Below are 25,371 nucleotides of genomic sequence, written 5' to 3'. Positions count from 1 at the left end.
TTGATCGCATCCTCGTGCGCGGCCCTGGACAGAAGGACCCCATCATGGCTGCGGACCGGCCTGACGAAGTGGAGCCGGCGCGGGCCCTGGGCAGTGCGCTGCGCGACCTCCAGCGGCGTTCCGGACGGACACTCCGCGCCCTCGAGGAGAGCGTGCGCATCAGCGACTCGTCCCTGTCCCGGTACTTCTGCGGCAGCACCGTTCCTCCGTGGTCCACGGTGTACGAGCTCTGCCGGGCGCTCGACGGCGACCCGGCCGACTTCCGCCACCTGTGGGATGCGGCCGATCGGGCCCAGCGCAGGCCCGCGCAGGCGGGACAGGCGGGCAGAAGCGGTCAGCGGGACACGGAGGAGCCGCGCCCGGCTGCCGATGCCGGCACGCCGGGCGACGTGGACTGCGCCACCGAGGCCGAGGCCGATGCCGGTACCGGGACCGATCCGGCCGCGACGGGCGCCGGGGCCGGATCGGTCCCCGGGCGCCGGCTCGCCCTCCGGGGCGGGCGCACCGCCTGGGCCCTGGCCGGGGCCGTGCTCGGGCTGGCGCTCGGCGCCGGGAGCGTGCTGGTCCTGCGGCCTGACGCCCCGCCGCCCGGCGACGCACCGCCCGCCGCGCACGGCGCGTCCGCCGCGAAGGAGGACGACAGGATCTTCGTGAGCCGTGCGACGGGAGCCTGCCTCGACGACAGCCTCGACAAGGGCACCCGTTCCTACGCGTGCAACGGCATGCCGTACCAGCGCTGGACCGTCCGCACCACGCCGGGCGGCGACGCGCAGATCCGGAACCACGCGACGGGCGAGTGCCTGGACCACGGCGTCGACGGCCTGCGCACGGTGCCCTGCGGCCAGGCCGCCTCGCAGCGCTGGAACGTCAGCGCCGACAGCGACGCGGCCTTCGAGGTCCGCAGCACCGCGACCCGAAGGTGCCTCGACGACAGCCCCGAGGGCCTGCGGATGCTGTCGTGCGACCGGACCGTACGGCAGAAGTGGGCCTGAGGACGGACCGTTCCGGGTGAGCGGTTGCGTGCTTCGCCCTGACGGGAGGGTGGGGCGAGCCGCCGCCCAGCGAGGCTCCCCTCCGGGCGGCCGGTGACACCGGCGCCCGGCCGGGACCGGCGCGAACTCGACCGCCCGCCCCCTCTCCTCCCCTCCCCTCCCTGCCGTGCCCTGCCCTGCCCTGCCTGGGATCCGTCCCCCGTCCGGCACCGGCCGGGCAGGCTGCGCATGCCCTGAGTTCGGCGTCTGGAGCGTGCCCGTCGTCCTCCCGGCGCCTTGCGTCCTCCCCGGCGGCGAGATCCGCCTCCCCCTCTCCCGCCGTCCCGTCCCGCGTCCTCCCGCGTCCCGGGACAGGGACGTCCCCGCAGGTCAGAGGGGTGGGGATCCCGACTTCGCCGATACCCCCGGGACACGCTTGCGGGCCGCTCGCCGCCCGGCACAGACTGCGGTTGTCCGGCCGCCGCACCGCTCGACGGCAGCGTTCCGGCCGGGCGTCACCCCCTCCTCCGATGCGCCCCTGTGCCCTGGCTCGGTGCGCATCCACGGAAGCCCCGCGCCGCGACGCATCCGCTCCACCGGACCGTCACCGACGCTGCCCGCTCCTCCCTCCCCCACCGCAGGAGATCCCCCATGCCCCGATCCAGCCGTGCCCGCCGTTCGCTCCTCGCCGCCGGCGTCGTGGTCGTGGCCGTGTGCGCCACGCTCGTGTTCTCCGCCTCCGTCCTCTCGGGCCCTGACGTTCCGCCGGCGGGTGAACCTCCGCCCCCGCTGCGCCCCATCGGCGCGGTGGCGTCCCCCGCGGACGACCGGCTCCTGCACGACGCCGAGCAGCGGCTGCTGCGCGACTGCATGGGCCGGCTCGGGTTCACGTACCGCGTGGTCCCGTTCGCGGGTGACACGGAGTCCGAGCTCTTCCCCTACGTCGTCGACGACGCGGCCTGGGCCCGTCGGCACGGTTACGGCGCCGATCTGCGCCGGCAGCGGGAGGCTCACGCGAAGAGCGATCCGAACCGGGCGTACTTCGCCGCGCTGCCCGCGGACCGCCGGGCCGAGGCGCTGGTCGCCGCGAACGGCCCGTCCCCGGACGGGCTGACCGTGCGGCTCCCGGGCGGCGGAACCCTGCGCCGGAGCGACCGCGGTTGTGTCGCGGAGGCCCAGCGGGGGCTGTACGGCGACATCGGCGCGTGGTTCCGGTCCTCGGCCCGTCTGGATGTCCTGGAACAGGTGCTCCGCGGCAGGGTCGTGGCCGACACCGCCTTTCGAGCGAGCCTCGGAGGCTGGCAGCGGTGCATGGCGCGTGCCGGGCACGCGTTCGCCGCGCCCGCGGCCGCCCGTGCCGCCGCTCTCTCTCCCGCACGGCCCCTCCCCAGGGACCGCGCGGTCCGGCTCGCCCTGACGGAGGTGCGGTGCGCCGAGGAGTCGGCGCTGTCCCGCACGGCCCGGCGGCTCGACGCCCACCACGGCGGGCTCCTCGCGGAGGAGTACCGCACGGACGTCGAGGCACGGGACCGGCTGAGGGCCGCCGCGCTGCCCCGCGCCCGCCGGATCCTCGGCGCCGGCCCGCACACCTGACCCGCGGGCCCCACAGCTCCGCCCCGTGCTCCGGCACGCGGCGGTCCGCCGGCCGCTCCTCGACGGGCGGCCCGGTCATCACCCCTCACCGATCGACCCACCGAGTAGGAGACACATCATGCGCATCACCCGTGCCCTCACGACGGCCTTCACCGTCGGAGCCCTCACCCTGCTGACCGCCCCGGTGGCCGACGCCCGCGGCACCGCGTCCGAGGCCGTCGTGCCCTCGGCCGTGTCGGCACCGGCGGCCGTCGCACCGGCGGCGGCCCCCGGGCCGGACGGCTTCCTCTACGCCTGGGAGCACCCCCACGCGGGCGGCTTCCACTGCCGGTGGGACCGCTCGAACGCCAACTGGGCCGGCTGCCGCGACAAGGTCTCGGACGTCTGGAACAACGGCTACCCCGGCGTCGCCGAGGACGTGAAGCTCTACCGTGACACCGACTGGAACGGCTCGTGGGTCTGCCTCCACCAGGGGCACTTCATTCCCGACCTCGGCGCGTCCGGCCTGAAGTTCTTCAGCCCCGGCCACGGCCAGGGCGAGCTCGTGAACGACCGCGTGGGCTCGCACCTCTGGGTCTCCGCCTGCTGACACCCGCCCCACCGACCGCCGGCCCGACGGGACTCCCCCGCCGGGCCGGCGCCCGTCGTGCGTGCCGCGCGGCCCGGGCCGGCCCGGGCCCGGAGGCGGCCGTGTTCCGGGGCCGGATCGCGCCAACGTACCGCCCCCGCCGCACCCTTGCCGCGCGTCGTCTCGTTGTCCCGTCGGTGCCCTGGCGGTGCTGGGGGCGGACGAGAGGAGCACACAGGTGAGCGCGATGGATCCGGGCGAGGAACTGCGGCGGGACGTGGCCGCGGCACGCGCGAGGTTCGCCGAGGAGGGGGGCGGGGCGACGACGACCGTCCTGAGGAACGACGGCCCGTACCGGCACGTGAGGTTCGACTTCCCCCGGGCGTCGTGGCGGTGGTGCGAGGTCGTGACCTGGCCGGACGTGCTCGTCCTCCGCGGCGACCTCGGCGTCTGGTCGTTCGGCCGCCCCGGGGACGGCCTCGAGGGCTTCCGCCTGCCCGGCGGAGAGGCCGGCCGCGTCGACCCGGCGCGCTGGGCGGAGCGGCTCGTGTCCGGCGGGCCCGGAGCCGCCCTGCGGTACTGCGCCGCGCGCGCGGCCGCGTATGTGCGCGCGGCCGTCACCGCCGGCGCCGAGCGGCACGAAGGGCTGGCCGAGGAGGCGGAGGAGTTCTTCTTCGGCGCCCGCGCGGGCACGGATCTGTCGACGGAGAAGGGTCTCCTCGAAGCCGTCGGCCGGTTCGAGGAGCGGCACGCGGACGTGTACGAGGGCTTCCGGTTCCCGGTGGAGACGTGGGAGCCGCACCGGTACGACCCGGGGTTCCTGCTGGCCTGCGTGATGCTGCCGTGGGCCGTCGCGGAGTACGACGCCGCGGCCTCGGCCGTCTCCCGCGTCGCGTAGCTCCTCGGAGCGTGCCGGCGGGGCGTCCGCGCGCGGGGGGACGTCCCGCCGGCACGATCAGCGCTTCTTCATCAGCTCCACCAGGGAGGAGAAGCTGTCGGCGGCGTGGCCGGCGTCCATGCCGCGGCGGAAGAGTGCGACGACGGCGGCCGGGAGCGTGGTGTCGACCCCCGCGTCCGCGTGGGTGTGCAGGACGTGCTCGACGCTGGCCATGCCCATGGCGAGACGGTCCACGTCGCCGATGTGCCGCCCTTCGTCGACGCGCTCGGCGTAGAAGGAGAAGAACCCCGGCAGCGAGTTCGCCGTCTCCACGGCGTGCGGCAGGACGTCCGCCGCCTTCAGGCCGTTGGCGTCGGCGAGGGCGACGGCGTGCCAGTAGCTCAGCATCGAGGTCCAGAACATGACCATGCCGATCTGGTACATGAGCGCGGCGAGCCCGGGGTCCTCGCCGCGGTGGTCGGTCCGCCCCGTGATGACCTCCAGCGCGGGCCGGTGCCGGTCGAAGACCTCGCGCGGGCCGCTGTAGAAGGTCGAGGACTCGGCCTGCCCGATCCCGGAGGGCGGCACGGTGACGCCGCCGGTCAGCTGGACGGCGCCCCGCTCGGCCGCCCACCGGGCCGCGGCCCGGGCCTTCTCCGGCGTGTCCGAGCTGAGGTTGACCAGGACCCGGCCGGGCAGCGCGGCCTCGGCCGGCCCGAGCGTGGCGTAGACGGCGTCGTAGTCGGTGAGGCTGAGGATCACGAGTTCGTTGGCGGCGAGGGCCTTCTCCGTACTCGGCGCGAGCACCGCGCCACGTGCGACCAGGTCGTCGGCGCGCGACGGGGTGCGGTTCCAGACGGTGACGTCGTAGCCGCTGTCGAGGAAGGCGCCGGCCATGGCCTGTCCCATGGGGCCGAGGCCGATGACGGTGACCGACTTCCGGGTGTCGTTCATGACGAGGTCTCCATTCTCCGCTGAGGGATTCACCGGGAACCCCCACTAAAACGAGCGCTCTATTTAGTGCGCGATGAGAACGTACCACAGCTCTAGAACGAGCGCTCTACACAGTGGACCGGTACGGTGACCGCATGCAGACCAGCACACGCGACCGGATCGTCGTCGCCGCCTCACGCCTCCTGCAGCGGCAGGGCTACGTCGGTACGGGAATCAAGCAGATCGCCCAGGAGGCCCAGGCCACCCTCGGCTCCGTCTACCACTTCTTCCCGGCCGGCAAGGAAGCCGTCGCCGTCGCCGCGATCAAGCACAGCACCGGGGAGTTCGCGACGCTGCTGCGGCAGGCGCTGGACAGCGAGGACGACCCGGCGCAGGCGGTGGTGGCCTGCGCCACGCAGCTCGCCGAGGAGCTCCGCGCGTCGGGCTGGACCGACGGCTGCCCCGTCACGGCGGCGGCCCTGGAGACGCTCGGCACCGACTCGGAGATCCAGCAGGCGTGCGCGGACGCGCTGCGCAGCTGGGAGCAGCTGGTCTCCGACAAGCTGCTCCGCTGCGGGTTCTCCTCCGCCGACGCCGGGGAGCTGGCGCTCACCGTCATCTCCACCCTGGAGGGCGCCGAGGTCACCGCCCAGGTCAACCGCAGCGAGGAACCGCTCCACGTCGCGGGGCGCCAGCTCGCCCGCCTCGTCCGCTCGTACGAGGTCTAGGCCGTCCCTTTCGAATCCTGCCGGATCGCGGCTCGAACGGTTGCCCGCGCCTTCAGTAGGATCCCGGCGCATGACGTCTCCCGCGCACGGCGGTTCCGAGCCTCTCCGCCCCGCACCTCCCGATCGGACCGGTGCCGGCAGGAGTGACGACGCGCTGATCGACAAGCTGCGGACGCGCGCGTGGGACCCGGGGCGGCGGTTCGACACGGCACGGGTCCCCGGCTCGTGGATCGAGGAGCACGCCGGCCCGGAGCGACGGGAGCGCCTGCGGAGCGGGTCCGTCGGTTCCAGCGACGACGGAACGCTCTCGCTGGCGTCCCACGCCGGGGAAGTGGCGGCCTACTTCGCCGGCGCGCCGCGCGGACCGCTGTTCCCGCCGGCCACGCCGGCCGAGGTCGAGGCCGCGGAGGACGCCATCGGACGACCGCTGCCGGAACTCCTCCGGAGGATCTACACCGAGGTCGGCGACGGCGGGTTCGGACCCGACGGCGGCCTGGCCTCGCTCACCGGCGGCCGGCGCGCGCCGGGCGACCTGTTCGACTGGCCGTGTGCGGTCCGCGTGCACGGGCACGACCGCACGGCGGGGCTGCCGGGGTCCTGGCTGTACCTGGCGTCGGGCGGCTGCACGATGCGGTGGTACGTCTCGCTGCTCGCGGTCGGCCATCCCGTCCTGCTCCACGACGCGGACGGCTGGGTACCGGCCTGGGGCGAGGATCCGCATGACGGCCTGCGTCACGCGACCGCGTCCCTGCGCCGGTGGTGGTGGACCTGGGCCGACGGCGGCGACGTCTGGGCCGAGGCGCTCGGTCTCCCGGGACGGAGGCGGGCAGCTGTCCGCCGCGAGGCTCCGGAGGGCGGCCGTCGCGCGGAGCGCCGTCGGGATCGCACGACGAGCTGAAGAGGGAGCAGGGTGTGGGAAGTCCGTTGAGGAGCGTCTCCGCGGTGCGGTGGGGAGAACTGCGCGACGCGACGGGGGCGGCGGCCGGGGGCGTGCCTCCGCTGCTGTCCCGGATCGCCTACGGCGACGAGGAGACGGCGCGCGCCGCCGTCGACGACCTGGGCGACGCGCTCTGCGCCCTGGGGTTCGTCGTCGGCGAGGCGACCGCGCCCGCGGTGCCGTTCCTGCTCGAACTGGTCGGGTCCCCGCACGTGGCGTGCAAGGCCGAGTTGCTGGGTCTGCTGGAGCGCATCTGCCGGACCGAACAGTGGCACTCCGCCGCCGTGGCCGCGGCACGGGGCTCCGGACACGACGCGCGCTTCCGGAGGCGGACCGGCTGGGAGGCTTCGGCGAGGGCGGCCGTGCACGCGGGCCGGTCCGTCATCGAGGGCGTCGCCTGCTCCGTACGGCCGGAGGAGGCGACGCCCGCGCGGACCTTGCTGCGGGCGATGGACGACACCCCGCCGTTCCCGGCCCTGTGAACGGGCCGCCCGAGGAAGGCCGCTCACAGGGTCCCGTCGACGGCCTCGTACAGCGTGGCCCAGAAGCCGTGGATGAGCCGGGCCGGGTCGAGGGTGGACACGCCGACCTGGGTGAGCGGGACTCCCGTGACCCTGACGGGGCGTCCGCGCTCCTGACGGGGCGTCCCGCCCGCACAGGCGCGCTAATTCGCTGGTCGGAGGGGTTGTCCGCACGGAAGAATGGGCCTCCTTGAAACCGGGAGGGAACCCATGAGCCAGGCGTACCTGACTCTCGACGCGCTGATGCCGCTCCAGGAGCTGGCGGCGGCGGTCGAAGCCGGGCATGTGACCCGCAAGTCGCACCCCGAGCTGCCGCTGTCCATCTACACGTACACGCGCAGCTGTCAGTACGAAGGCATCTGGAACAGCGTCACCGTCCGCTGCCGCGGCCTCGTCGCCGACGACCGCACCGGCCGGATCGTCGCCCTGCCGCTGCCGAAGTTCTTCAACGTCTCCGAGCACGAGTCCGGCCGGCCCTACGCGCCCGCGCTGCCCGACGAGCCGTTCGAGGTGTACGAGAAGGTCGACGGCAGCCTCGGCGTGGTCTTCCACTACGAGGGCCGCTGGCGGGTCGCCTCCAAGGGCTCCTTCATCAGCGCCCAGGCGACCTGGGCGCAGCGGCGGCTCGACGCCGCCGACACCGCGCGGCTGGTGCCGGGCGTGACGTACCTGATGGAGATCGTCTACCCGCGGAACCGCATCGTCGTGGACTACGGCGACCGGCGGGACCTCGTCCTGCTCGCCGCGTTCCGCCCCGACGGCACGGAGGTCGGCCTCGCGGAGGCCGCGCCGGCGTGGGACGGCATCGGATCGGTCGTCACCGTGCACCCGCCGATGCCGCTCGACGCGCTCGTCAAGCTGGCCGAGACGAACACGCTGCCCGACGGCGCCGCCGCCACCGGCACCGACGCCGAGGGCTTCGTGCTGCGCTTCGCGTCCGGGGTGCGCGCCAAGGCCAAGCTCGCCGAGTACGTACGTCTCCACAAGGTCCTCACCGGGGTCACCGAGCGCGACATCTGGCGCGGGCACGGCATCCAGCGCTTCGCCGGCACCTCCGTCAAGCGCCTCGCCCAGGGTCTCGGGCTGTCCGTCTCCGAGCTGGGCGGCGTCCGCTCGCAGGGCGGGCGTCCGCTGGACGCGCTCCTGGAGCAGGTGCCGGACGAGTTCGACGCCTGGGTCCGGTCCGTCGTCGCGGGGCTCGAAGAGGCGTTCGCCGCGAGGCTGCGCGCCGTCGACGAGGCGTACGGGCGGCTCGCGCCGCTCGCCGGCGACCGGGGCGCGTTCGCCCGCGCCGTCAAGGAGCTGTCCGACCCGGGCCTGCGCTCGGCCATGTTCCTGCGGCTCGACGGGCGTCCCGTCGACCTCTTCGTGTGGCGTAGCCTGCGCCCGGAGACCTCCGACCCCTTCACCACCGACGAGGAGAACTGACCGTGCCCGTGGTCCACGTGATGACCGGACTGCCGGCCTCCGGCAAGACGACCGCCGCCCGTGCGCTGCAGGAGCGTTCCGAGGGCAGGATGCGCCGCGTCAACCTCGACGACCTGCGCACCATGCTCGACCTGCCGAGCGGCGACCGCCGCTCGCGCGCCCACGAGCAGACCGTGCTGGACATCCAGGACGTCGCCCTGCGGGCCGCCGTCGACGACGGCTTCGACGTCGTCGTCGACAACACCCACCTCACCCCGCACATCCCGCGCAGGCTGAAGGCGGCCCTCACGGGCCGCGAGGCCACCTTCGTCGTGCACGACTTCACCGCCGTGCCCACCGACGAGTGCGTCCGGCGCGACGCGGCGCGCGAGCGGCCGGTCGGCGAGGAGATCATCCGCGTCCTCGCCGAGAAGCACGCCAAGGCCACCCGGGGCGGCTGGCGGCTCACCGCCGACTGGCTCAACGACCGGCCGGCCGTCACCCCGTACGTCCCCGACCCGGCGCTGCCGTCGGCCGTCCTCTGCGACATCGACGGCACCCTCGCGCTGCGCGGCGACCGCGGACCGTACGACTTCACCCGCTGCGACCTCGACGTCCTCAACGTCTCGGTACGTGACGCCCTGCGCGCCTTCCGCGGCTCCCACCAGGACCGCGTCGTGCTCCTCTCCGGCCGCAGCGAGGACCACCGCGCCCTGACCGAGGCGTGGCTGGAGCGGTACGAGGTGCCGTACGACGAGCTGTGGATGCGGGCGTCCGACGACGGCCGCTCCGACGACATCGTCAAGGCCGAACTGTTCGACGCCCACGTCCGGCCCCGCTACGCGGTCCGTGTCTCGCTCGACGACCGGGACCGGGTGGTCGCGGTGTGGCGCCGGATGGGCCTGCCGACCTGGCAGGTCAACTACGGCAACTTCTGACCCCGCGCGGACGGCGGTGGCGGGGAGGGAGCGGCGGTGACGATGCCGATCGCCGCCGCACCCGTGGCGGGGAGGGCGCTGCCGGCAGCCGGGCAGCGAGCCGCCGGCCCGTCGGCCGCCGTCTCCGCGGGCCGCCCTCCCGCGGCCGCCCGTGCGCGGATCCGGGCCCGGTCGCCGGTCACTTGACCAGTCGGAAGCCGGGCTGCCGGGCCCACGCCCTGAGGAACTCGGCCGTCCCGTAGGCGGCGGGCCATGGATCGGTCACGGTCGCGACGAGGCCGGGAAGGCCGGCCACGATCGGCACCTGGTCCTCGCTCAGTTCGGCGTTCACGACTCCGCCGATCACGTCCATGACGGCGGCGGTCAGCAGGGCCGTGGCGACGTGGTCGAGCGGAGTGCCGCAGCCGGCGACGACGCCCACCGCGTGGGTCGGGGTGAAACCGAGGACGGCCTTCTGGTCCCCCTCGTCGGCGTGCTCGGCGTCGAAGATCGCCTCGTCGCCGAAGCCGGGCCCCATGAGGCTGACCAGGAAGGGCCGCCGGCCGTCGACGTCCCCGGCGTCCTGGATGCCGATGCTCGCCGCGTGCACGTTCAGGTCGTAACCGCCGCTCCTCAGCTCCTCGAACCGCGCCGAGGAACGCGCCAGGGCATCGCGGAGCCGCCGCACCGCCGCGAGCGGCACGGCCTCCGCCAGTTCGATCACCAGTGCGGGTCCGGCCATGTGCCGGATCCTAACCGGCCCGGGCCGTCCTCCTCCCCCGTTTTCCGTGCGTCCCGGCGGTCCGGGTGCTTCTTCCCGCCCCGCCGGGGTCCGGTGCCGGCGGCTACGCCTGGCAGGCCGGGTCGTGCGCGGGGAGCCGTCCCGTACGGAGGTAGGCGTTGACGTGGCCGTCGACGCAGGCGTTGCCGTACTCGCCGTACAGGCCGTGCTGGCGCGCGCCTTCGACGGTGAGCAGCCGCGCACTGCGCCACTGCTCGCGCAGGGCCTGGGCGCCGGTGTGGAGGGTGCGGGGGTCCCCGGTGGCGTTGACGAGCAGGGCCGGGACGTCGTTGTCGAGCACGGTGGGCGCCTCGGCGGGGCGGTCCCAGAACTCGCAGGGGGTGATGTTGCCGGCGAGCGGCCCGATGAGGGGGTACCGCGCGCGGGACTTCTCGACGGCGCGCCAGTAGCCGCCGACGCCGCGCCGCTCGGCCACGTCGCCGCAGACGATCGCGGTCATCTGGCTGGAGGCGGCCGAGCCCGCCCCGGTCAGCAGGAACTCCAGCTGTCCGGCGAGGGCCGGAGACGGCTCGACCCGTTCCCGGTCCGCGGCACGTGCCAGGAGCCGTACGGTCCCGGCGAGCGCGGCGCGCCGCTCGTCGAGGTCGCTGCCGAGTCCGCCGACGAAGACGGCGGGCAGCACGTGCTCGTCCAGCAGGTACGCCTCCCCGATCCGCAGCGGCCGCTCCGCGGCGGCGTCCAGGATGTGCTCCACCGTCGCCAGGACCGCGGCGCGGGTGGCGCCCAGCCCGTAGGTGGTGTGCCGTGCGGCCGCCCAGGACGCCCAGGCGCGCAGGGCTTCCTCGTTGGCGGCCTCGGCGCCGCGCAACAGGTTCTGGCTGTAGTGGTCGGGGGAGTTGACGCCGTCGAGCACCATACGGTCGGTACGGCCGGGGAAGAGCTGGGTGTAGACCTCGCCCAGGTAGCTGCCGTAGGAGTAGCCGAGGTAGGAGAGGGTCTCCTCGCCGAGGGCGGCGCGGACGACGTCCATGTCGCGGGCGGTGTTGCGGGTGGTGACGTACGGCAGCACGTCACCGTGCGCGCGGTCGCACCGCTCGGCGAGTTCGCGCGCCACGGCGACCTCCTGGCGGTACGCCGCCCGGTCGGAGCCCGCGGAACGGACGAGGGACGAGCCCAGGTCCCAGCCGCAGTCCAGCGGGGTGCTGCGGCCGACGAAGCGCGGGTCCATGCCGATCAGGTCGAAGCGGCCGGCGACGTCTCCCATCGCCGCCGCCTTGGTGAGCGGCATGTGGAGGCTGGGCCCGGCCGGTCCGCCGTCGTTCAGCAGGAGCGCGCCGACGCGGTGCTCCGTGTCGGTGGCCTTCAGCCGGGAGATGGCGACGGTGAGGGTGCGGCCGCCGGGGTCGGCGTGGTCGAGCGGCACGGTGATGTCGGCGCACTCGATGCCGCGGGCGTCGAGCGCCCGCCCGAGCTCGTCGTCGGCGCCGAGCGCGCAGGCGTGCCAGTCGACGGGCCCGCTCTGGAAGCGGCCCGGCGGGACCGGGACGCCGGAGGCGGACGCGGTGGCGGTGGTGGCGGTGACGGCGAAAGCCGCCGCCGCGACACATGCGGTGATGTACCGGGAAGGTGACATGACCGCACCGTAGGACGGCGGACGGGCCGGAATCCTCAGGGAGTTCCCCGAATCGGGGTGGGGTCGCACCCCGATGTCGGACGCGGCTTTCCGGGGGTCGTCCCGGAGGTCACGTCTGTCCGGGGGACGGGTTCGCCACCAGTTCGACCTCGAAGCCGTCGTCGTTCTCCAGGTAGGCGGCGTAGTGCTGTTCTCCGCCGGCGTGGGGGTGCCGTTCGGGGAAGAGCAGGTGCCAGCCGTGGTCCGCCGCGTCCGCGGTCAGCCGGTCGACTGCGGCGGCGTCCTCGACGTGGAAGGCCAGGTGGTTCAGTCCCGGGCGGTGGCGGTCGTGCCGTCCGGCGGTGAGGGCCGGGGACCGTTCGACGACCAGATAGGTGGGCCCGAGCCGCCAGCTGCGGCCCGCGTCCCAGTGCTGGTGGGGCGCGTACCCCAGTTCCTCCAGCAGCCAGCCGAGCGAGGCGACCGCGCGGCCGAGGTCCGGCACCCAGAGTTCGACGTGGTGCAGCGTGCCGTGCGCGGGCCGGTTCACGCGGACACCGCCTCGTCGTGCGCGCCGGCGGTGCGTCGCTCGGGGCGGGCTCCGGCACGGACGCTCCCTTCGGGCGGGGCGGCGGACGGGGTGGTGCCGTCGGCGGGGACTCGGCTGTGCACGGGTGTGCCTTCCCGGCCGGATGCCACGGACATCGGCCTGTTCGGTGACCTTCCATCGATCGCCCGGGAGGCGCGCCCTTCGCCCGCCCGCCCGCTGTCGATCTCCACGCCGTGAGCATCGCACGTCGGCCAGGGCCGTCGCCGGCCAGGTCCTTCGCGACTCCCCTGGTCACCGCCGCCGAAGAGCGATCAGCGTGCGGACGCTCGCCGGGATGTCGTCCGATCGCTTCCGGAAGGCGCTCACCCCGCCGTGACGCCGGTGATGTAACTCCGCAGCCGCTCGGCATAGATCCGCATCGCCTTGGCGGCCGCCTCCGTGTCGGGGTGACGGGTCGCCAGCCACAGCCCCTCGTGCAGCCGGTTGACCCAGACGTAGACGTGATCGCTGTACGACACGCGCATCAGTCCGCGCGCCCGCTGCTCCTGCCACTTCTCGGCCCCCGGGAAGAACCGGGTGTCGACGAAGGAGACGAGCGAGCAGAGGTCCGGCGAGCTGGGGCGCTGCGTGTCGTCGAGCAGGGCCAGCACGCGGCTCAGCGGGAGCCGGGCCAGCGACCGGTGGGCGAGGAGTTCACCGCGCACCTCCCGCAGCACGTCGGCGAAGTCGGGGCTGCGGCCCACCGGCACCTCGATCGGGGCACCGCCCACGTACCAGCCCACCGAATCCGCCCACCGCGAGTTCCCGCGGGTGTGGAAGGGCACGACCGTCCGGTAGACGTCCTCTCCGCTCAGCTCGTGCACGATCAGCGCGGTCGCCGCCAGTACGCCGGCCATGCTGCCGCCGTACGGCCGGCAGTACGCCTCGAACGCCGCGGCCTCGGCCGCGTCCGCCAGCGGCTCGCACAGCATGAGCTGCCGGGCGGGAGGGCTGTCGGGCGTGAGCCCCAGCTCCACCGGGAAGCCCGGCAGCCGGCCGCCGCAGCGCCGGATGAACTCCCGCCAGCGGGCCACGCTGTCGTGACCGCCGTCGACGAGGTCGGCGTCCGCCCGTTCCCGCTCGCAGAAGTCGACGTAGCTCGCCACCGGGGCGGGTTCCTCGATCTCCTCCGCGGCCGGTCCGGCCTCGTACAGCTCCCGCAGGTCGGCGGGGATGCGGAAGAGGGAGTAGGCATCGACGTTGCTGTGGTCGAAGGCCAGGTACACGCTCGCCGAGTCGTCCCGCAGGACCGCCGTGTAGATCAGGTTCGGCCACACGAGCGCGTCCGCGACCTCGTCGAAGCGGTCCTGGAGACGCTGGGCGAGGTGGTCCGCGTCGGGGAAGTCGCCGATCTCCTCCCGGTGCAGCGCCATGTCCCCGGCGTCGAGCGTGAACCGGTGCAGCTCGTCGCCCGAGGCCCCGGCCCACCGGAAGCCGCTGCGCAGCGTCTCGTGCCGCCGAGTCCACGTCAGCAGCGCCTCCTGGAGCACGTCGACGTCGACCGGCCCGGCCAGGTCGAACCCGACCCCGATCCAGGTCGGCACGACCAGCCCCTCGCCCCGCACGGTGCGGGCCCTGCGGAGGTGGGTCTCCTGGATGTACGCCGGCGGCCGCGCGTCCTCCGACCGCGCCGCCGCGGCCGCTACGGTGGCCGGGCTCAGCGTCCACTCGACGAGCCGTCCCGGCCGGAGGTCGGCTCGCTGGATGTCGGTGATGCGCACACGTGCTCCCTTGTTGGAGGTGGGCTCCGGGTGCGGAGCCCCTTCAAGCAAGGGCGGCGGGCACGGCCGGGACACGCCCCTCTCACTCATTGCAACCAAACGGGTGTCGGGTCGAACGGAGAGTCAGCGTGCCGGTGGAGGGGTGCTGTCCGGCCGGCGAGGGCCGGTCTCGGGGCGGCTTCCCGGAGCGCGGGAGCCCGCCCCGGCTACGAACGCGTCGCGGTGCCGCAGCCGTCGCGGCCCTCGCCGAGGGGAGCCGTGCGGTCGTACGGATCGACCGCGGGGCCGTCCGCGGCGGCGGCCGGCGCTCCGCCGCCGAACTCCGGGCGGAAGTGGCCGGTGGGTGCGCCGCAGCCGCCGTTGGTCATGTCGAGCTTGTACGAGAGGAGGGTGAAGGTGCCCTTCTCGGTGGTGACCTCGGACGGGTCGTCCCAGCTCACGACGGTCTCGCGCCGCACGACGACGCGCACGACCTCGTCGCCGCCGCCGGCCGGGGCGACCGGGTACACGTAGGTGACGTCGGCGGTCACCTCGACCGCTCCGCGCTTCCCCTCGCGGTAGGAGAGGCGACCCCTGGTCCTGACCTCGTCGCCGACCAGCCGGGCCTGGGCCGGGTCGAAGCGGCTGAAGAGCATCAGCGGGTCGTGCTCCTCGCCGGGGGTGCTCAGCGCCGTGGCGACGAAGGCCGTCACGTCCTTCTGGTGCGGGTTCATCAGGGCGGTCGCCTTCGCCGGACGTCCGCCGCGCAGCACCCCGGGGTCCAGGTTCGACGCGGCGAGGAAGTCACGGGTGCGCGCGAGGGCGCGTCCGACCTCCTGCCGCGTCATCCAGCCGGTGGCCTCGGCCGCGGGCACGGTGATGCCGGCCGTGCCGCTCGCCCAGCGCGCCGCCGGGGATCCGCGGAACGGCTCGGCGAGCGTGGCGCGCCCGTCCTCGTCGGCGGGCGGGGCCTGCTCCGGCCGCGCGGTCTCCTGCGCGAGCGGGGCCGTGGGGTGGTCCCCGTCGCCGGACCAGCCGACGAGGCCGCCCGGGTCCACGGCCACGAACAGCAGGGCCACCGCGGCCGCGAAGCCCGCCACGTACCAGCCCTTCCGGCTCCGGGGGCGCACGGCGGGGGACGTGGGGGCGCGCCAGGGTGCCGGCCCGGCGGGTTCCGTCCGCAGCCTGGCCGCGGCCTCACGGGCGCGCGCGGACGGCTCCTTCGGCGCGTCCCCCGCTCCGTCGGCCGACGTCCGCAGGAACTCCTCCCACATCTCGTCGGGTACCGACGAACCGTCCCGCTCACCACTCATGCCCGGACCCCCTTGCCCCGTGTTTCCGGCCCCTCCCCAGGGCCTCCGCATGATCGCACAGCGCCGGCCGGCGCCGGTGAAGCGGTCCCGGGCCCGCGGTCCCGCCCGGTCTCCCCCTCGCCCGGCCGTCCGCCGTCCGCGGTCAGGCGCCGGTGACGGTGGTGCGGGGGGTCTCGTCGACGTGGAGGGTGAAGATGTCGGGGCGGGCGTAGTGGCCGATGGTGTCGAGGTCGAAGCGGGCGCGGGCGAGGTCGTCGAGGTCGAGTTCGGCGGTCAGGACGCCCTCGCCGTCGCGCAGCGGGCCGGCGAGGACCTCGCCGAGCGGGGAGACGATGACGGAGCCGCCGCCGATGAGTACGGTGCCGGGCTCGTCGCCCTGGACGGGGTGGAGGTCGTCGGGGAGGGCGTCGCGGCGCAGGTACTGGCAGGCGCTGAGGACGAAGCAGCGGCCCTCCAGGGCGATGTGCCGCATGGTGGCCTGCCAGGCGTCGCGGTCGTCGACGGTCGGCGCGCACCACAGGTCCACGCCCTTGGCGTACATCGCGGTGCGCAGCAGCGGCATGTAGTTCTCCCAGCAGATGGCCGCGCCGAGCCGGGCGGTGCCGGTGTCGACGACGGGCAGGGTGGAGCCGTCGCCCTGGCCCCACAGATAGCGCTCGGCGGCGGTGGGCATGAGCTTGCGGTGCAGGCCCAGGTAGCCGTCGGGGCCGAAGAAGAGCGCGACGCAGTACAGGGTGCCGCCGTGGCGTTCGACCGCGCCGATCACGGCGTGGCAGCCGAGTTCCCGGGTGACGGCGGCCAGGGTCTCGGTCTCCGGGCCGGGGACCTCGATGGCGGCGGCGTGGTAGCGGCGGAAGAGGTCACGGCCTTCGGGGGTGCGGCTGCCGACCGTGATGCCGAAGTCCAGCCCCTTGGGGTAGCCGCCGAGGAACGCCTCCGGAAGCACGACCATCGCCGCTCCCCGTGCGGCGGCCTCGCGGAGGAGTTCTTCGGCCCGGGCCACCGCGGCCGGGGTGTCGAAGAGCGGGGCGGCCGCCTGGACGACGGCGACGGTGACGGTACGGCGGGGTGCGGCGGGAGTCGTGGTCATGGTCCGACGCTAGGAACCTCGCGTGCCGTTCGGCAATACCAGGCCGGGACGCCACCGGTGCCGTCCGCCCGCGCGTTCTTCGTCCGGTGCACCGGAGGCGCGGGGAGCCGCCCGCCGCGCCGCCCTCAGCGGGGCCGGGCGTCGGCCGGCTCGGCGGCGGGCTCGGGCGGGGTGGTGGCGCCGGGGGCGAGGTGCCGGGGGGCGGCGGGCACCATGAGGGGGGTGCCGGTCTCGGGGTCGTCGATGATGCGGCAGGGCAGACCGAACACGTCCTCGACCAGTTCGGCGGTCATGACGTCGGCCGGGGCGCCCTCGGCCGCGATCGTGCCGCCGGGGCGCATCACGACGAGGTGGGTGGCGTAGCGGCACGCCTGGTTGAGGTCGTGCAGCACGGCCACGACCGTGTGCCCCTCGCGCGCGTGCAGTTCGGCGCAGAGGTCGAGCACGTCGACCTGGTGGGCGATGTCGAGGAAGGTGGTGGGCTCGTCGAGGAGCAGCAGGCCGGTCTGCTGGGCGAGCACCATGGAGAGCCAGACGCGCTGCCGCTGGCCGCCCGAGAGGTCGTCGACGGGCCGGTCGGCGAGGTCGAGGACGCCGGTCCTGCGCATGGCCTCCACGACGGCCGCCTCGTCCTCGGCGGACCACTGCTTGAGCATCCCCTGGTGCGGGTAGCGGCCGCGGGCCACGAGGTCGCCGACCGTGATGCCGCCCGGGGCGGTGGACGTCTGCGGCAGGAGTCCGACCCGGCGGGCGACCTCGCGGGAGCGGTACGAGGCGATGGCCGCGCCGTCCAGGTAGACCTGCCCGTGACGGGGCTTCAGCATCCGGGCGAGCGCCTTGAGGAGCGTGGACTTGCCGCAGGCGTTCGGCCCGATGATCACGGTGAACGAGTCGTCGGGGATGGCGACGCCGAGGTGGGTGGCGACCGTCCGCCCGTCGTAGGAGAGCGTCAGGTCCTCGGCGCGCAGACGGGACTTCGGGCCCTCGGCGGGCGGGTGCGGCGGCGGGTCCTCGGTGCGCGGGCGGGGCGTCGTGGGGTGCGGTCCGTTCATGCGCGGCTCTTTCGCGACTCGGTGATCAACAGCCAGATCAGGTACAGCCCGCCGATGGTGCCGGTCGCCGTGCCGACCGGGAGGAGCGCCGGGGCGAACAGCCGCTGGGCGGCGAGGTCGCTGCCGGCCAGGAGCAGCGCGCCGGTGAGCGCGGCGGGCAGCAGGGCGGGGCCGGCGGTGCGGGTCAGGCGCCGGGCGAGCTGGGGGGCCGCCAGGGCGATGAACCAGATGGGGCCGGTCACGGCCGTGGCGAAGGCGGCCAGGGCGACGCTGACGAGGAGGAGTACGGCGCGGGTGCGGGTGACGTCGACGCCGAGGGCGGTCGCGGTGAGGTCGCCCATCTCCACCATGGCGAGCCGGCGGGAGAGGAGGAAGGCGGGCGGGAGGAGGACGGCGCACGCCAGGAGGATGGCGTTCGCGTGCGTCCAGCCCCGGTTGCTCAGACTTCCGATGAGCCACGCCTGGGCTTCCAGGGCCTCCTGGAAGGTGGCCCGGGTGATGAGGTACGAGTTGACGGCGAGCAGCAGGGCGCTCACGCCGATGCCGATGACGACCAGCCGGAAGCCCTGGAGTCCCCGGCCGAGCATGAGGAGGTGCACGGCGGCGGCGGTGGCGAGGCCGCCGATCAGGGCGCCGGTCGCGATCTGGGTCATGCTGCCGTGCATCAGGATGATGACGACGAGCGCGCCGACGGCCGAGCCGTTGGTGAAGCCGATGATGTCGGGGCTGCCCAGGGCGTTGCCGGTGAGGCTCGTGAGGAGGGCGCCGCTGACGGCGAGGGCGGCGCCGACGGCCAGCGCGGTCAGCAGGCGGGGCAGGCGCAGCGTGTTGACGATGAAGTCGGCGCCGCCGGTGTCCTGTCCGGCGAGCGCCCGGAGGACCTCGCTCAGGGTCAGCTCGTAGTCGCCGGTGGCGAGGCTGACCAGCGCGACGGCGCAGAGGGCGACGAGGATCACCGCCGTCACGGCGAGGGCCCGGCCCCGGACGCGTACCGACAGACCGCCCGCCCCGGTCCGCAGCACGGATCCCGTGATGACGCGCGGCCGGCGGACGAAGCCGCCCGCCCCGCGCGGCGGCTTCTCGGCGGGAGCGGTCTTCTCCGCGCGTGCGGTGTTCACAGCATGACCAGCTTTCGGCGACGGCACAGCGCGAGGAACACGGGAGCGCCGATGAACGCGGTGACGATGCCCACCTGGACCTCGCCCGGCGCACCCATCACGCGGCCCAGGACGTCGGCCCCGACGAGCAGGACGGGGGCCAGGAGCATCGAATGGGCGAGGACCCACCTCTGGTCCGGGCCGACGACGAACCGGGCGATGTGCGGGACGACGAGGCCGACGAAGGCGATCGGCCCCGCGGCGGCGGTCGCGGCGCCGCACAGCAGGACGACGCCGACGGCACCGAGGATCCGGGTCCTGCGGACGTCGACGCCGAGTGCCCGGCCCATCTGGTCGCCCAGCGCGAGGGCGTTGAGCGACGGGCCGAGCAGCAGCGCGATCAGCAGGCCCACCGCGACGAACGGCAGGATCACGTACACGACGTCGAGGTAGCGGCCGGCGAGGGAGCCCACGGTCCAGAAGCGGAACTGGTCGAAGGCGCGCGGATTCAGCAGCAGGACCGCCGAGTTGAAGGCGTACAGCACGGCGGTCACCGCCGCTCCGGCGACGACGAGCCGGTCGGGAGTGGCGACCTGGCGGCCCGCCGAGCCCAGGAGGTAGACGACGACCGAGGCGACGGCGGCGCCGGCGAAGGCGAACCACAGGTGTCCGAGGACGGAGCCCACGCCCAGGAAGGCGATGGCGACGACGACGCCCGCGGAGGAGCCCAGACTGATGCCGAGCAGCCCCGGCTCGGCGAGCGGGTTGCGGGTGAGCGCCTGCATCAGCGCGCCCGACAGACCGAGGGCCGCGCCGACGAGGAGTCCGAGCAGGGTCCTGGGGATGCGGTAGTCGTGGATGATGACCGAGGTCTCGGACCCGTCGGGGTTCCAGAGCGCGCTCCACGTGGCGGAGAACGGGATGCCCCGGGTGCCCGTCCAGATGCTCAGCAGGCTCACCAGGACGAGCGCGGCCAGCACGGCGAGCAGTCCCAGTCCGCGCAGAGCCGTGGAGGTGCGGCGGAGCGTGGGCGCGGCGAGGGGGCGGGCGGGCTGCTCCGGCACGGCCCTGGTTTCGACCGGCAACGACTGTCCCCCTGACGGCGGTGCACGTGTACCGCGATCGTTCGTGAGCTGAGGTGTGCGGAGCGGAGCTGTCCTGCGTGGATCTGTGCCGAGCCGAGTTGAACCGGGCCGGGCCGGGCTGGGCGGATCGGAGCGGCGCCGAGCAGTGCGGTGTGATGCGGTGCGGTGCGCTGCAGGGATCGCGCGCTTCGGGACGAAGTGGCGGCTCGACGCGCACGAGGCTTGCAACTTAGGGGAGGCTAACCGAACGTGAGGGGCGGGTCAACGCACGTGGACGCGAGGACGAGGGGCCGCCCGACCAGGCACGCAGGGCGACCCGCCGCCTCAGGGGCGCGCGCGACCCAAGATAGCCTTGCCTAACTTCAGAGTCGTCCAGAGGGGAGGGTCCCATGCCAGAGGAACGGCCGACAGGAGAGCTCGTCCTGCGCGGGGTGATCAGGGGTCAGCGCCGAAGGGTCGTCTCGGCGTCCGCGCTCGGCATGACGCACCAGGCGTGCGAGGCGCTGGTCCCCGTGGTGATCGGCGCCGCCATCGACTCGGCGGTCGCCACCGGGTCCGCGCCGTCGCTGCTGCGCTGGCTCCTGCTGCTCGGCGTCCTCTTCCTCGCACTGTCCACCTGCTACCGGACCAGCGCCAGGATCGCCGAGGGCGCCGGTGAACACGCCGCGCACCTGCTCCGGCTCGAACTCGGCGCCCGCGTCCTCGACCCGCGGGGCGGGGCGGACGCGAACCGGCTGCCGGGCGCGCTGACCAGCATCGCCACCCATGACGCCCGCCGCGTCGGCTCGGTCGCCACGGTCCTCCCCTACGGCTGCGCGGCGATCGCCGCGCTCGTGGTCAGCGCCGTCGCCCTGCTGAGGATCTCCGTCCCCCTCGGTCTCCTCGTCCTGCTCGGCATTCCGCCGCTGCTCTGGCTCGGCCATCGCATCAGCCGGCCCCTGGAGCAGCGCAGCGAGGCCGAACAGGAGAGCGCCGCACACGCCTCGGGCGTCGCCGCCGACCTGGTCGCCGGACTCCGGGTCCTCAAGGGCATGGGAGCGGAGTCGGCGGCGGTGGCCCGCTACCGCACGACCAGTCAGGACTCGCTCGCCGCGGCCCTGCGGGCGGCTCGCAGCCGCGCCGGCCACGAGGGCGCGCTGCTCGGTCTGACCGGGGGCTTCATCGCGCTGATCGGCATCGCGGGCGCCTACCTCGCGATGGACGGAAGCATCAGCGTCGGCGACCTGGTCGCCGCGGTCGGTCTCGCGCAGTTCCTGCTCGGCCCCTTCCAGCTCCTCTCCTACGCCAACGCCGAGTTCGCCCAGGCCCGGGCCTCCGCCCGGCGGATCGCGGAGGTCCTCGCCTCCCCCGCCGCCGTGGCCGGCGGGCACGAGGCGCCCGCCACGCCGGGGGCGGGCCACGTCCGGCTGCGCGCCGTCCGTCTCGGCACCCTGCGCGGAGTCGACCTCGACCTCCCGGCCGGCAGCCTCACCGGGATCGTCACCCGGGACCCTGCCGCCGCCCACGACCTGCTGCTCGCCCTCGCCCGCGAGGCCGACCCCACCGACGGCAGCGTCGAACTCGACGGCGTGCCGCTGACCGACCTCGACCCCGGCCTGCTGCGCCGCTCGGTCCTCGTCGCCCACCACGACGCCGACCTCTTCGAGGGAAGCCTCCTGGAGGTCGTGCGGGCGGGCGCCGACGCCCCGGACCTGCCGGCCGACGGCGACGCGGCGACGAGCACGAAGACCGTCCACGCGGGCACGAACTCCGGCACGAGCACCGTCCACCCGGGCACGACGAATTCCGGTACGAGCACGAAGACCGTCCACGCGGGCACCGCGTCCGTCGACGCGGCCCTCGCCGCTTCCGGGGCGGACGAGGTCGCGCGGATGCTGCCCGGCGGAGCCGGCGCGGTGCTCGCCGAACGCGGCCGGACCCTCTCCGGCGGCCAGCGTCAGCGCGTCGCCCTCGCCCGGGCGCTCGCCGCGGAAAGCCCGGTCCTGGTCCTGCACGATCCGACCACGGCCGTGGACACGGTCACCGAGTCCCGGATCGCGGCCGGTCTGCGGGAGATCCGGCGAGGGCGCACCACCGTCCTGGTCACGACCAGCCCGGCCCTCCTCGCGACGACGGACCGGGTGGTCGTCCTCGACGGGGGGACCGTGACGGCCCGCGGCTCGCACGGCGAACTCCTCGCCACCGACGAGAACTACCGCACGGCGGTGCTGGCATGAGCGCCGTGCACGAGGACCCCACACCCGTGGCCGCGGCGCCACGAGCGACGAGCGGCACGGAGACGGACATGAGCGGCGCCGGCACGGACTCCACGGACCGCGCGCTCCCCGCGGACCGCACACTTCCCTCGGACCTCGCGCCCGCCGCGGACGGCGCGCCTCCCACCGACCGCGCCCTTGCCGCCGACCGCGCGCTCCTCCCGACGGCCGACGGTGCCGAGTGTCTGGCCGCCCTGCGCCCCATCCTGCGCGCCCACCGGCTCCTGGCCGTCGCCGCCGCCCTCGTCCTGGTCGCCGGCACCGCCATCGGTCTGCTGACGGCTCCGCTGCTGGGCCACATCGTGGACCTGGTGACGGCCCGCCGGGGGACGGAGGCGCTGACGGTCCCGCTGGTCCTGCTGGTCGTCGTGGCGCTGGCGCGGGGCGCCGCCGCCGCGGTCGGCAGCATCCTGGTCGCCCGGGTCGGCGAGTCGGTGCTCGCCACCACGCGGGAACGATTCATCGAACGGGCCCTCCGCCTGCCCCTCGAACGCGTCGAGGCAGCCGGCTCGGGGGACCTGGTCTCCCGCGTCACCAGCGACGTCTCCGTGATCGCCAAGTCGGTGCGGCAGGCGCTTCCCGAGTTCGCCCGTTCGGCGCTCACGATCGTCCTCACCCTCGTCGGCCTCGCCGTCCTCGACTGGCGGTTCCTGCTCGCTGCCCTCCTCGCGCTGCCCGTCCAGGCGTTCTCCGTCCGCTGGTACCTGCGCCGTGCCGCGCCGGTGTACGCGGAGCACCGCGTCGCCACGGGCGCGCTCCAGCACCAGCTGCTGGACAGCATCGGCGGGGTCCGTACCGTCCGGGCCTTCCGTCTGAACGGCCCGCACGCCGCGCTGCTCGACGGCCGGTCGGCGGCGACGCGCGACCTGGCGCTGCGCGGCCAGCACCTCGTGACCGGGTTCTTCTCCCGGCTGAACCTGGCCGAGTTCATCGGCCTCGCCGCCATGCTCGGCACCGGATTCCTGCTGGTCCAGGACGACGCGGTGAGCATCGGCACCGCGACCGCCGCCGCCCTGTACTTCCACAGCCTCTTCAACCCGGTGAACGCCGCGCTCTACCTCATCGACGACGCCCAGTCCGCGGGCGCGAGCTTCGCGCGGCTGATCGGTGTCGCGAACCTGCCCGCCGAGCAGCGGCAGCGGGGAGGGGAGCGCCCGGCCGACGGCGCCGTCCGGGTGCGGGGGCTCGACCACGCGTACGCCGACGGGCGGCCCGTCCTGACCGGGATCGACCTGGACGTACGGGACGGGGAGCGGGTGGCCCTGGTCGGCGCGAGCGGCGCGGGCAAGACCACCCTGGCCAAGGTCGTGGCAGGCATCCACGCCCCGAGCGGCGGTTCGCTCTCGCTCGGCGGGGTCGACGTCCGCGACCTGGGCCCGGAGGGCGTCCAGCGCGCCGTGACCCTGATCAGCCAGGAGGTGCACGTGTTCGCGGGCCCGCTCGCGGCGGACCTGCGCCTGGCCCGGCCGGAGGCCACGGACGAGGACCTGCGCGCGGCCCTGGACACCGTGGGAGCCCTGGACTGGGCGGAGGCGCTCCCCGACGGTCTGGCGACGGTCGTGGGCGAGGGCGGCCACCGGCTGACGGTCGCCCAGGCCCAGCACCTGGCGCTGGCCCGGCTCGTCCTGGCCGATCCGCCGATCGCCATCCTGGACGAGGCGACCGCCGACGCCGGCAGCGCCGGCGCGCGGGTCCTGGAGGCCGCGGCCGAGCGCGCCCTGGAAGGCCGTACCGGCATCGTGGTCGCCCACCGGCTGCCCCAGGCCGCCGCGGCGGACCGTGTCGTCGTCCTCGACGGGGGCCGGATCGTCGAGACCGGCACCCACGCCGAACTCGTCGCGGCGGGGGGCCGGTACGCGGAGCTGTGGGCGGCGTGGTCGGACAGCCGGCCGGACGTGGACGGGCGGGCGGGGACCAGCACGGTCCCGGGCCCCGCGCAGGGTCCGGCCGCGGAGTCCGACGCCACGGTGCGGTGAGCGGGGCCTGAAAGCCGAAGCCACGTCGCGGTGGGCGGGCCCCGACCTCCGGCGCCACCATGAGGTGGGCGGGGCCGGGCCACCGACGCCACCGTGCGGTGGGCGGGCGGCCCGGCCCGCCGTCGTCCCGGGTACGACGACGCCGCCCGCGCGAGGAGGTCCTGCGCGGGCGGCGTCGTCCTGCTGCGGCCGGGGGCCGGTCCTGCGACCGGCCCTCCAACCGTCCGTGCGGAGCTACTTGATGGCCGTGAGCAGCGGCTCGATCTCGTCGATGGCGTACGGGATCGACAGAACCGTGTTGAAGGAGAACGCGGCGCCGATGTCGGGGTCCTGGTACGGCACGAACAGGTCGCGCTTCTCCCCGTGGACCTTGAGCTTCTTGTAGAGCGGCTCGGCCTGGATGCGGGTGTTGGCGTCCGTGCTGGAGGTGACCCACACGAGCCGGTCGACGTCGAGGACGTCGAGCTTCTCGGCGCTGAGTTCGGCGACGTTCCAGCCGGGCTTGGCGAGCGTGTCGATCTCGGGCTTCAGCTTGAAGCCGAGCTCCTGGAAGAAGATCGACTTGGGGTCGGTCTTCGTGAACGCCGAGTACTTGCCGGCCTCGAAGCTGTCGGCGACGGCGAGGGTCTTCCGCGCCCACTCGGGGTGCTTGTCGCGGGCGGCCTTGAAGCGGGCGTCGATGCCGGCGATCAGCTCGTCGGTCTCGGCCGTCCTGCCGAGGGACGCGCCGATCTGCCGGGTCATCACCTGCCAGGAAGCGCCGTAGTCGGGCAGTCCCTTGGGCTGGGCCACGACCTTCGTGAACTTGGAGAGCGTGTCGTACTGCTCCTTCTTCATGCCGGAGTACTGCGCGATGACGAGGTCCGGCTTGAGCGCGGCGATCTTCTCGATGTTGTACTCGTCGCGCTCCCCCACGATCTGCGGCTGCGCGGACCCCCACTTGTCCTTGGTCCACGGCCACTTGCCGTACGGCTTCTCCTTGAACCAGTCCACCGCCCCGACCGGAGTGACCCCGAGCGCCAGGACCGCGTCCTGGTCCGAGAGGCCCAGCGTGACGACCCGCTTCGGCTCCTTGTCGATCGTCGTGCTGCCGTACTTGTGCTCCACCGTCACCGGGAAGGCGGACGACGCCGAGCCGTCGGCCGTCGTGGCCCCGGGCTTCGCTTCCGTCTTCTCCGAGCCGCCTCCGCAGGCCGACAGGGCGAGCGCGGCGACCGCGGCCACCGCGACGCGCGGCAGCTGTCTGACGAACCGCGGCAGCGCGGGACTCGTACCAGTGAACACGGGTGGTCCTTTCAGGGTTCTCACCGTGCGCGCCCCGGGAACCGGCGAGCCGAGCAGACGCGGGGTACCGACGGGGACGGGCGGGTGGGACGGCGTGTGGGACGGCGTGTGGGACGGCGGCGGA

Annotated in this window: 23 protein-coding genes; 11 read left to right on the top strand and 12 right to left on the bottom strand. The window is 74.5% G+C overall.

Going from position 1 to position 25,371, the window contains the following annotated elements:
- Window positions 1-44 precede the first annotated feature (44 nt).
- From ACFVU3_RS19900 to ACFVU3_RS19885, 4 genes are all read left to right on the top strand, one after another.
- Entirely contained in the window at window positions 45-992 is a 948-nt protein-coding gene (locus ACFVU3_RS19900) for a helix-turn-helix domain-containing protein (protein ID WP_390067782.1), read from the top strand.
- A 630-nt stretch (window positions 993-1,622) separates the two neighbouring features.
- Window positions 1,623-2,564, top strand: a complete 942-nt coding sequence (locus ACFVU3_RS19895) for a hypothetical protein (protein ID WP_390067780.1) — start codon at window positions 1,623-1,625, stop codon at window positions 2,562-2,564.
- A gap of 118 nt (window positions 2,565-2,682) precedes the next feature.
- The gene (locus ACFVU3_RS19890) at window positions 2,683-3,153 is read left to right on the top strand and encodes a peptidase inhibitor family I36 protein (RefSeq protein ID WP_390067779.1); all 471 of its coding nucleotides are present in this window, start codon (window positions 2,683-2,685) and stop codon (window positions 3,151-3,153) included.
- A gap of 217 nt (window positions 3,154-3,370) precedes the next feature.
- Window positions 3,371-4,030 carry a hypothetical protein gene (locus ACFVU3_RS19885; RefSeq protein WP_390067777.1) on the top strand — a complete coding sequence of 220 codons (660 nt, stop codon included), beginning with the start codon at window positions 3,371-3,373 and terminating at the stop codon, window positions 4,028-4,030.
- Between the two features lie 57 nt (window positions 4,031-4,087).
- Here the strand turns inward: ACFVU3_RS19885 and ACFVU3_RS19880 are convergent, their stop codons facing one another.
- Complete coding sequence (locus ACFVU3_RS19880) at window positions 4,088-4,963, bottom strand: NAD(P)-dependent oxidoreductase (RefSeq protein ID WP_390067775.1); 876 nt, start codon at window positions 4,961-4,963, stop codon at window positions 4,088-4,090.
- A 134-nt stretch (window positions 4,964-5,097) separates the two neighbouring features.
- Between ACFVU3_RS19880 and ACFVU3_RS19875 the strand changes: the two genes are divergently transcribed.
- From ACFVU3_RS19875 to ACFVU3_RS19855, 5 genes are all read left to right on the top strand, one after another.
- Entirely contained in the window at window positions 5,098-5,670 is a 573-nt protein-coding gene (locus ACFVU3_RS19875) for a TetR/AcrR family transcriptional regulator (RefSeq protein WP_390067773.1), read from the top strand.
- A 70-nt stretch (window positions 5,671-5,740) separates the two neighbouring features.
- Window positions 5,741-6,568, top strand: coding sequence for a hypothetical protein (locus ACFVU3_RS19870; protein ID WP_390067771.1), 828 nt, complete (start codon window positions 5,741-5,743; stop codon window positions 6,566-6,568).
- A 14-nt stretch (window positions 6,569-6,582) separates the two neighbouring features.
- Window positions 6,583-7,089 (top strand): hypothetical protein, encoded by a 507-nt coding sequence (locus tag ACFVU3_RS19865; RefSeq protein ID WP_390067769.1) that lies wholly within the window; start codon window positions 6,583-6,585, stop codon window positions 7,087-7,089.
- Window positions 7,090-7,338: 249 nt separating this feature from the next.
- Entirely contained in the window at window positions 7,339-8,556 is a 1,218-nt protein-coding gene (locus ACFVU3_RS19860; protein ID WP_390067767.1) for a T4 RnlA family RNA ligase, read from the top strand.
- A 2-nt stretch (window positions 8,557-8,558) separates the two neighbouring features.
- Window positions 8,559-9,473, top strand: coding sequence for an AAA family ATPase (locus tag ACFVU3_RS19855; protein ID WP_390067766.1), 915 nt, complete (start codon window positions 8,559-8,561; stop codon window positions 9,471-9,473).
- Window positions 9,474-9,651: 178 nt separating this feature from the next.
- Here ACFVU3_RS19855 and ACFVU3_RS19850 read toward each other — a convergent pair whose 3' ends face one another.
- The 10 genes from ACFVU3_RS19850 to ACFVU3_RS19805 form a co-directional block, all read right to left on the bottom strand.
- Window positions 9,652-10,194, bottom strand: a complete 543-nt coding sequence (locus ACFVU3_RS19850) for a DUF6368 family protein (protein WP_390067764.1) — start codon at window positions 10,192-10,194, stop codon at window positions 9,652-9,654.
- Window positions 10,195-10,297: 103 nt separating this feature from the next.
- Entirely contained in the window at window positions 10,298-11,827 is a 1,530-nt protein-coding gene (locus ACFVU3_RS19845; protein ID WP_390067762.1) for an alpha/beta fold hydrolase, read from the bottom strand.
- Window positions 11,828-11,936: 109 nt separating this feature from the next.
- Window positions 11,937-12,356 (bottom strand): VOC family protein, encoded by a 420-nt coding sequence (locus ACFVU3_RS19840; protein ID WP_390067761.1) that lies wholly within the window; start codon window positions 12,354-12,356, stop codon window positions 11,937-11,939.
- Window positions 12,353-12,478 carry a hypothetical protein gene (locus ACFVU3_RS19835; protein WP_390067759.1) on the bottom strand — a complete coding sequence of 42 codons (126 nt, stop codon included), beginning with the start codon at window positions 12,476-12,478 and terminating at the stop codon, window positions 12,353-12,355. Before ACFVU3_RS19835 ends, ACFVU3_RS19840 begins: the two co-directional genes overlap by 4 nt.
- Window positions 12,479-12,718: 240 nt before the next feature.
- Window positions 12,719-14,116, bottom strand: a complete 1,398-nt coding sequence (locus ACFVU3_RS19830) for a condensation domain-containing protein (RefSeq protein WP_390067757.1) — start codon at window positions 14,114-14,116, stop codon at window positions 12,719-12,721.
- Window positions 14,117-14,322: 206 nt separating this feature from the next.
- On the bottom strand, window positions 14,323-15,408 hold the full coding sequence (locus ACFVU3_RS19825) for a hypothetical protein (RefSeq protein WP_390067755.1): 1,086 nt from the start codon (window positions 15,406-15,408) through the stop codon (window positions 14,323-14,325).
- Window positions 15,409-15,550: 142 nt separating this feature from the next.
- Complete coding sequence (locus ACFVU3_RS19820; RefSeq protein WP_390067753.1) at window positions 15,551-16,498, bottom strand: nitrilase-related carbon-nitrogen hydrolase; 948 nt, start codon at window positions 16,496-16,498, stop codon at window positions 15,551-15,553.
- Window positions 16,499-16,623: 125 nt separating this feature from the next.
- Complete coding sequence (locus tag ACFVU3_RS19815; RefSeq protein ID WP_390067751.1) at window positions 16,624-17,550, bottom strand: ABC transporter ATP-binding protein; 927 nt, start codon at window positions 17,548-17,550, stop codon at window positions 16,624-16,626.
- Window positions 17,547-18,668 (bottom strand): FecCD family ABC transporter permease, encoded by a 1,122-nt coding sequence (locus tag ACFVU3_RS19810; RefSeq protein WP_390067750.1) that lies wholly within the window; start codon window positions 18,666-18,668, stop codon window positions 17,547-17,549. The genes ACFVU3_RS19815 and ACFVU3_RS19810 overlap by 4 nt, the downstream gene beginning before the upstream one ends.
- Window positions 18,665-19,732, bottom strand: a complete 1,068-nt coding sequence (locus tag ACFVU3_RS19805; RefSeq protein ID WP_390067749.1) for a FecCD family ABC transporter permease — start codon at window positions 19,730-19,732, stop codon at window positions 18,665-18,667. Before ACFVU3_RS19805 ends, ACFVU3_RS19810 begins: the two co-directional genes overlap by 4 nt.
- A 389-nt stretch (window positions 19,733-20,121) precedes the next feature.
- Between ACFVU3_RS19805 and ACFVU3_RS19800 the strand changes: the two genes are divergently transcribed.
- Window positions 20,122-21,948, top strand: a complete 1,827-nt coding sequence (locus tag ACFVU3_RS19800) for an ABC transporter transmembrane domain-containing protein (protein WP_390067748.1) — start codon at window positions 20,122-20,124, stop codon at window positions 21,946-21,948.
- Entirely contained in the window at window positions 21,945-23,963 is a 2,019-nt protein-coding gene (locus ACFVU3_RS19795; RefSeq protein WP_390067747.1) for an ABC transporter ATP-binding protein, read from the top strand. Before ACFVU3_RS19800 ends, ACFVU3_RS19795 begins: the two co-directional genes overlap by 4 nt.
- A 234-nt stretch (window positions 23,964-24,197) precedes the next feature.
- On the opposite strand, the gene ACFVU3_RS19790 is transcribed toward ACFVU3_RS19795, so the two are convergent.
- The gene (locus ACFVU3_RS19790; protein ID WP_390067746.1) at window positions 24,198-25,247 is read right to left on the bottom strand and encodes an iron-siderophore ABC transporter substrate-binding protein; all 1,050 of its coding nucleotides are present in this window, start codon (window positions 25,245-25,247) and stop codon (window positions 24,198-24,200) included.
- Between the last annotated feature and the right edge of the window lie 124 nt (window positions 25,248-25,371).

Source organism: Streptomyces sp. NPDC058052 (assembly GCF_042885515.1).
In the GTDB taxonomy this organism is placed as follows: domain Bacteria; phylum Actinomycetota; class Actinomycetes; order Streptomycetales; family Streptomycetaceae; genus Streptomyces.
The sequence above is the reverse complement of the archived record's forward strand: the minus strand, read 5'-3'. Positions and strand labels throughout refer to the sequence as shown.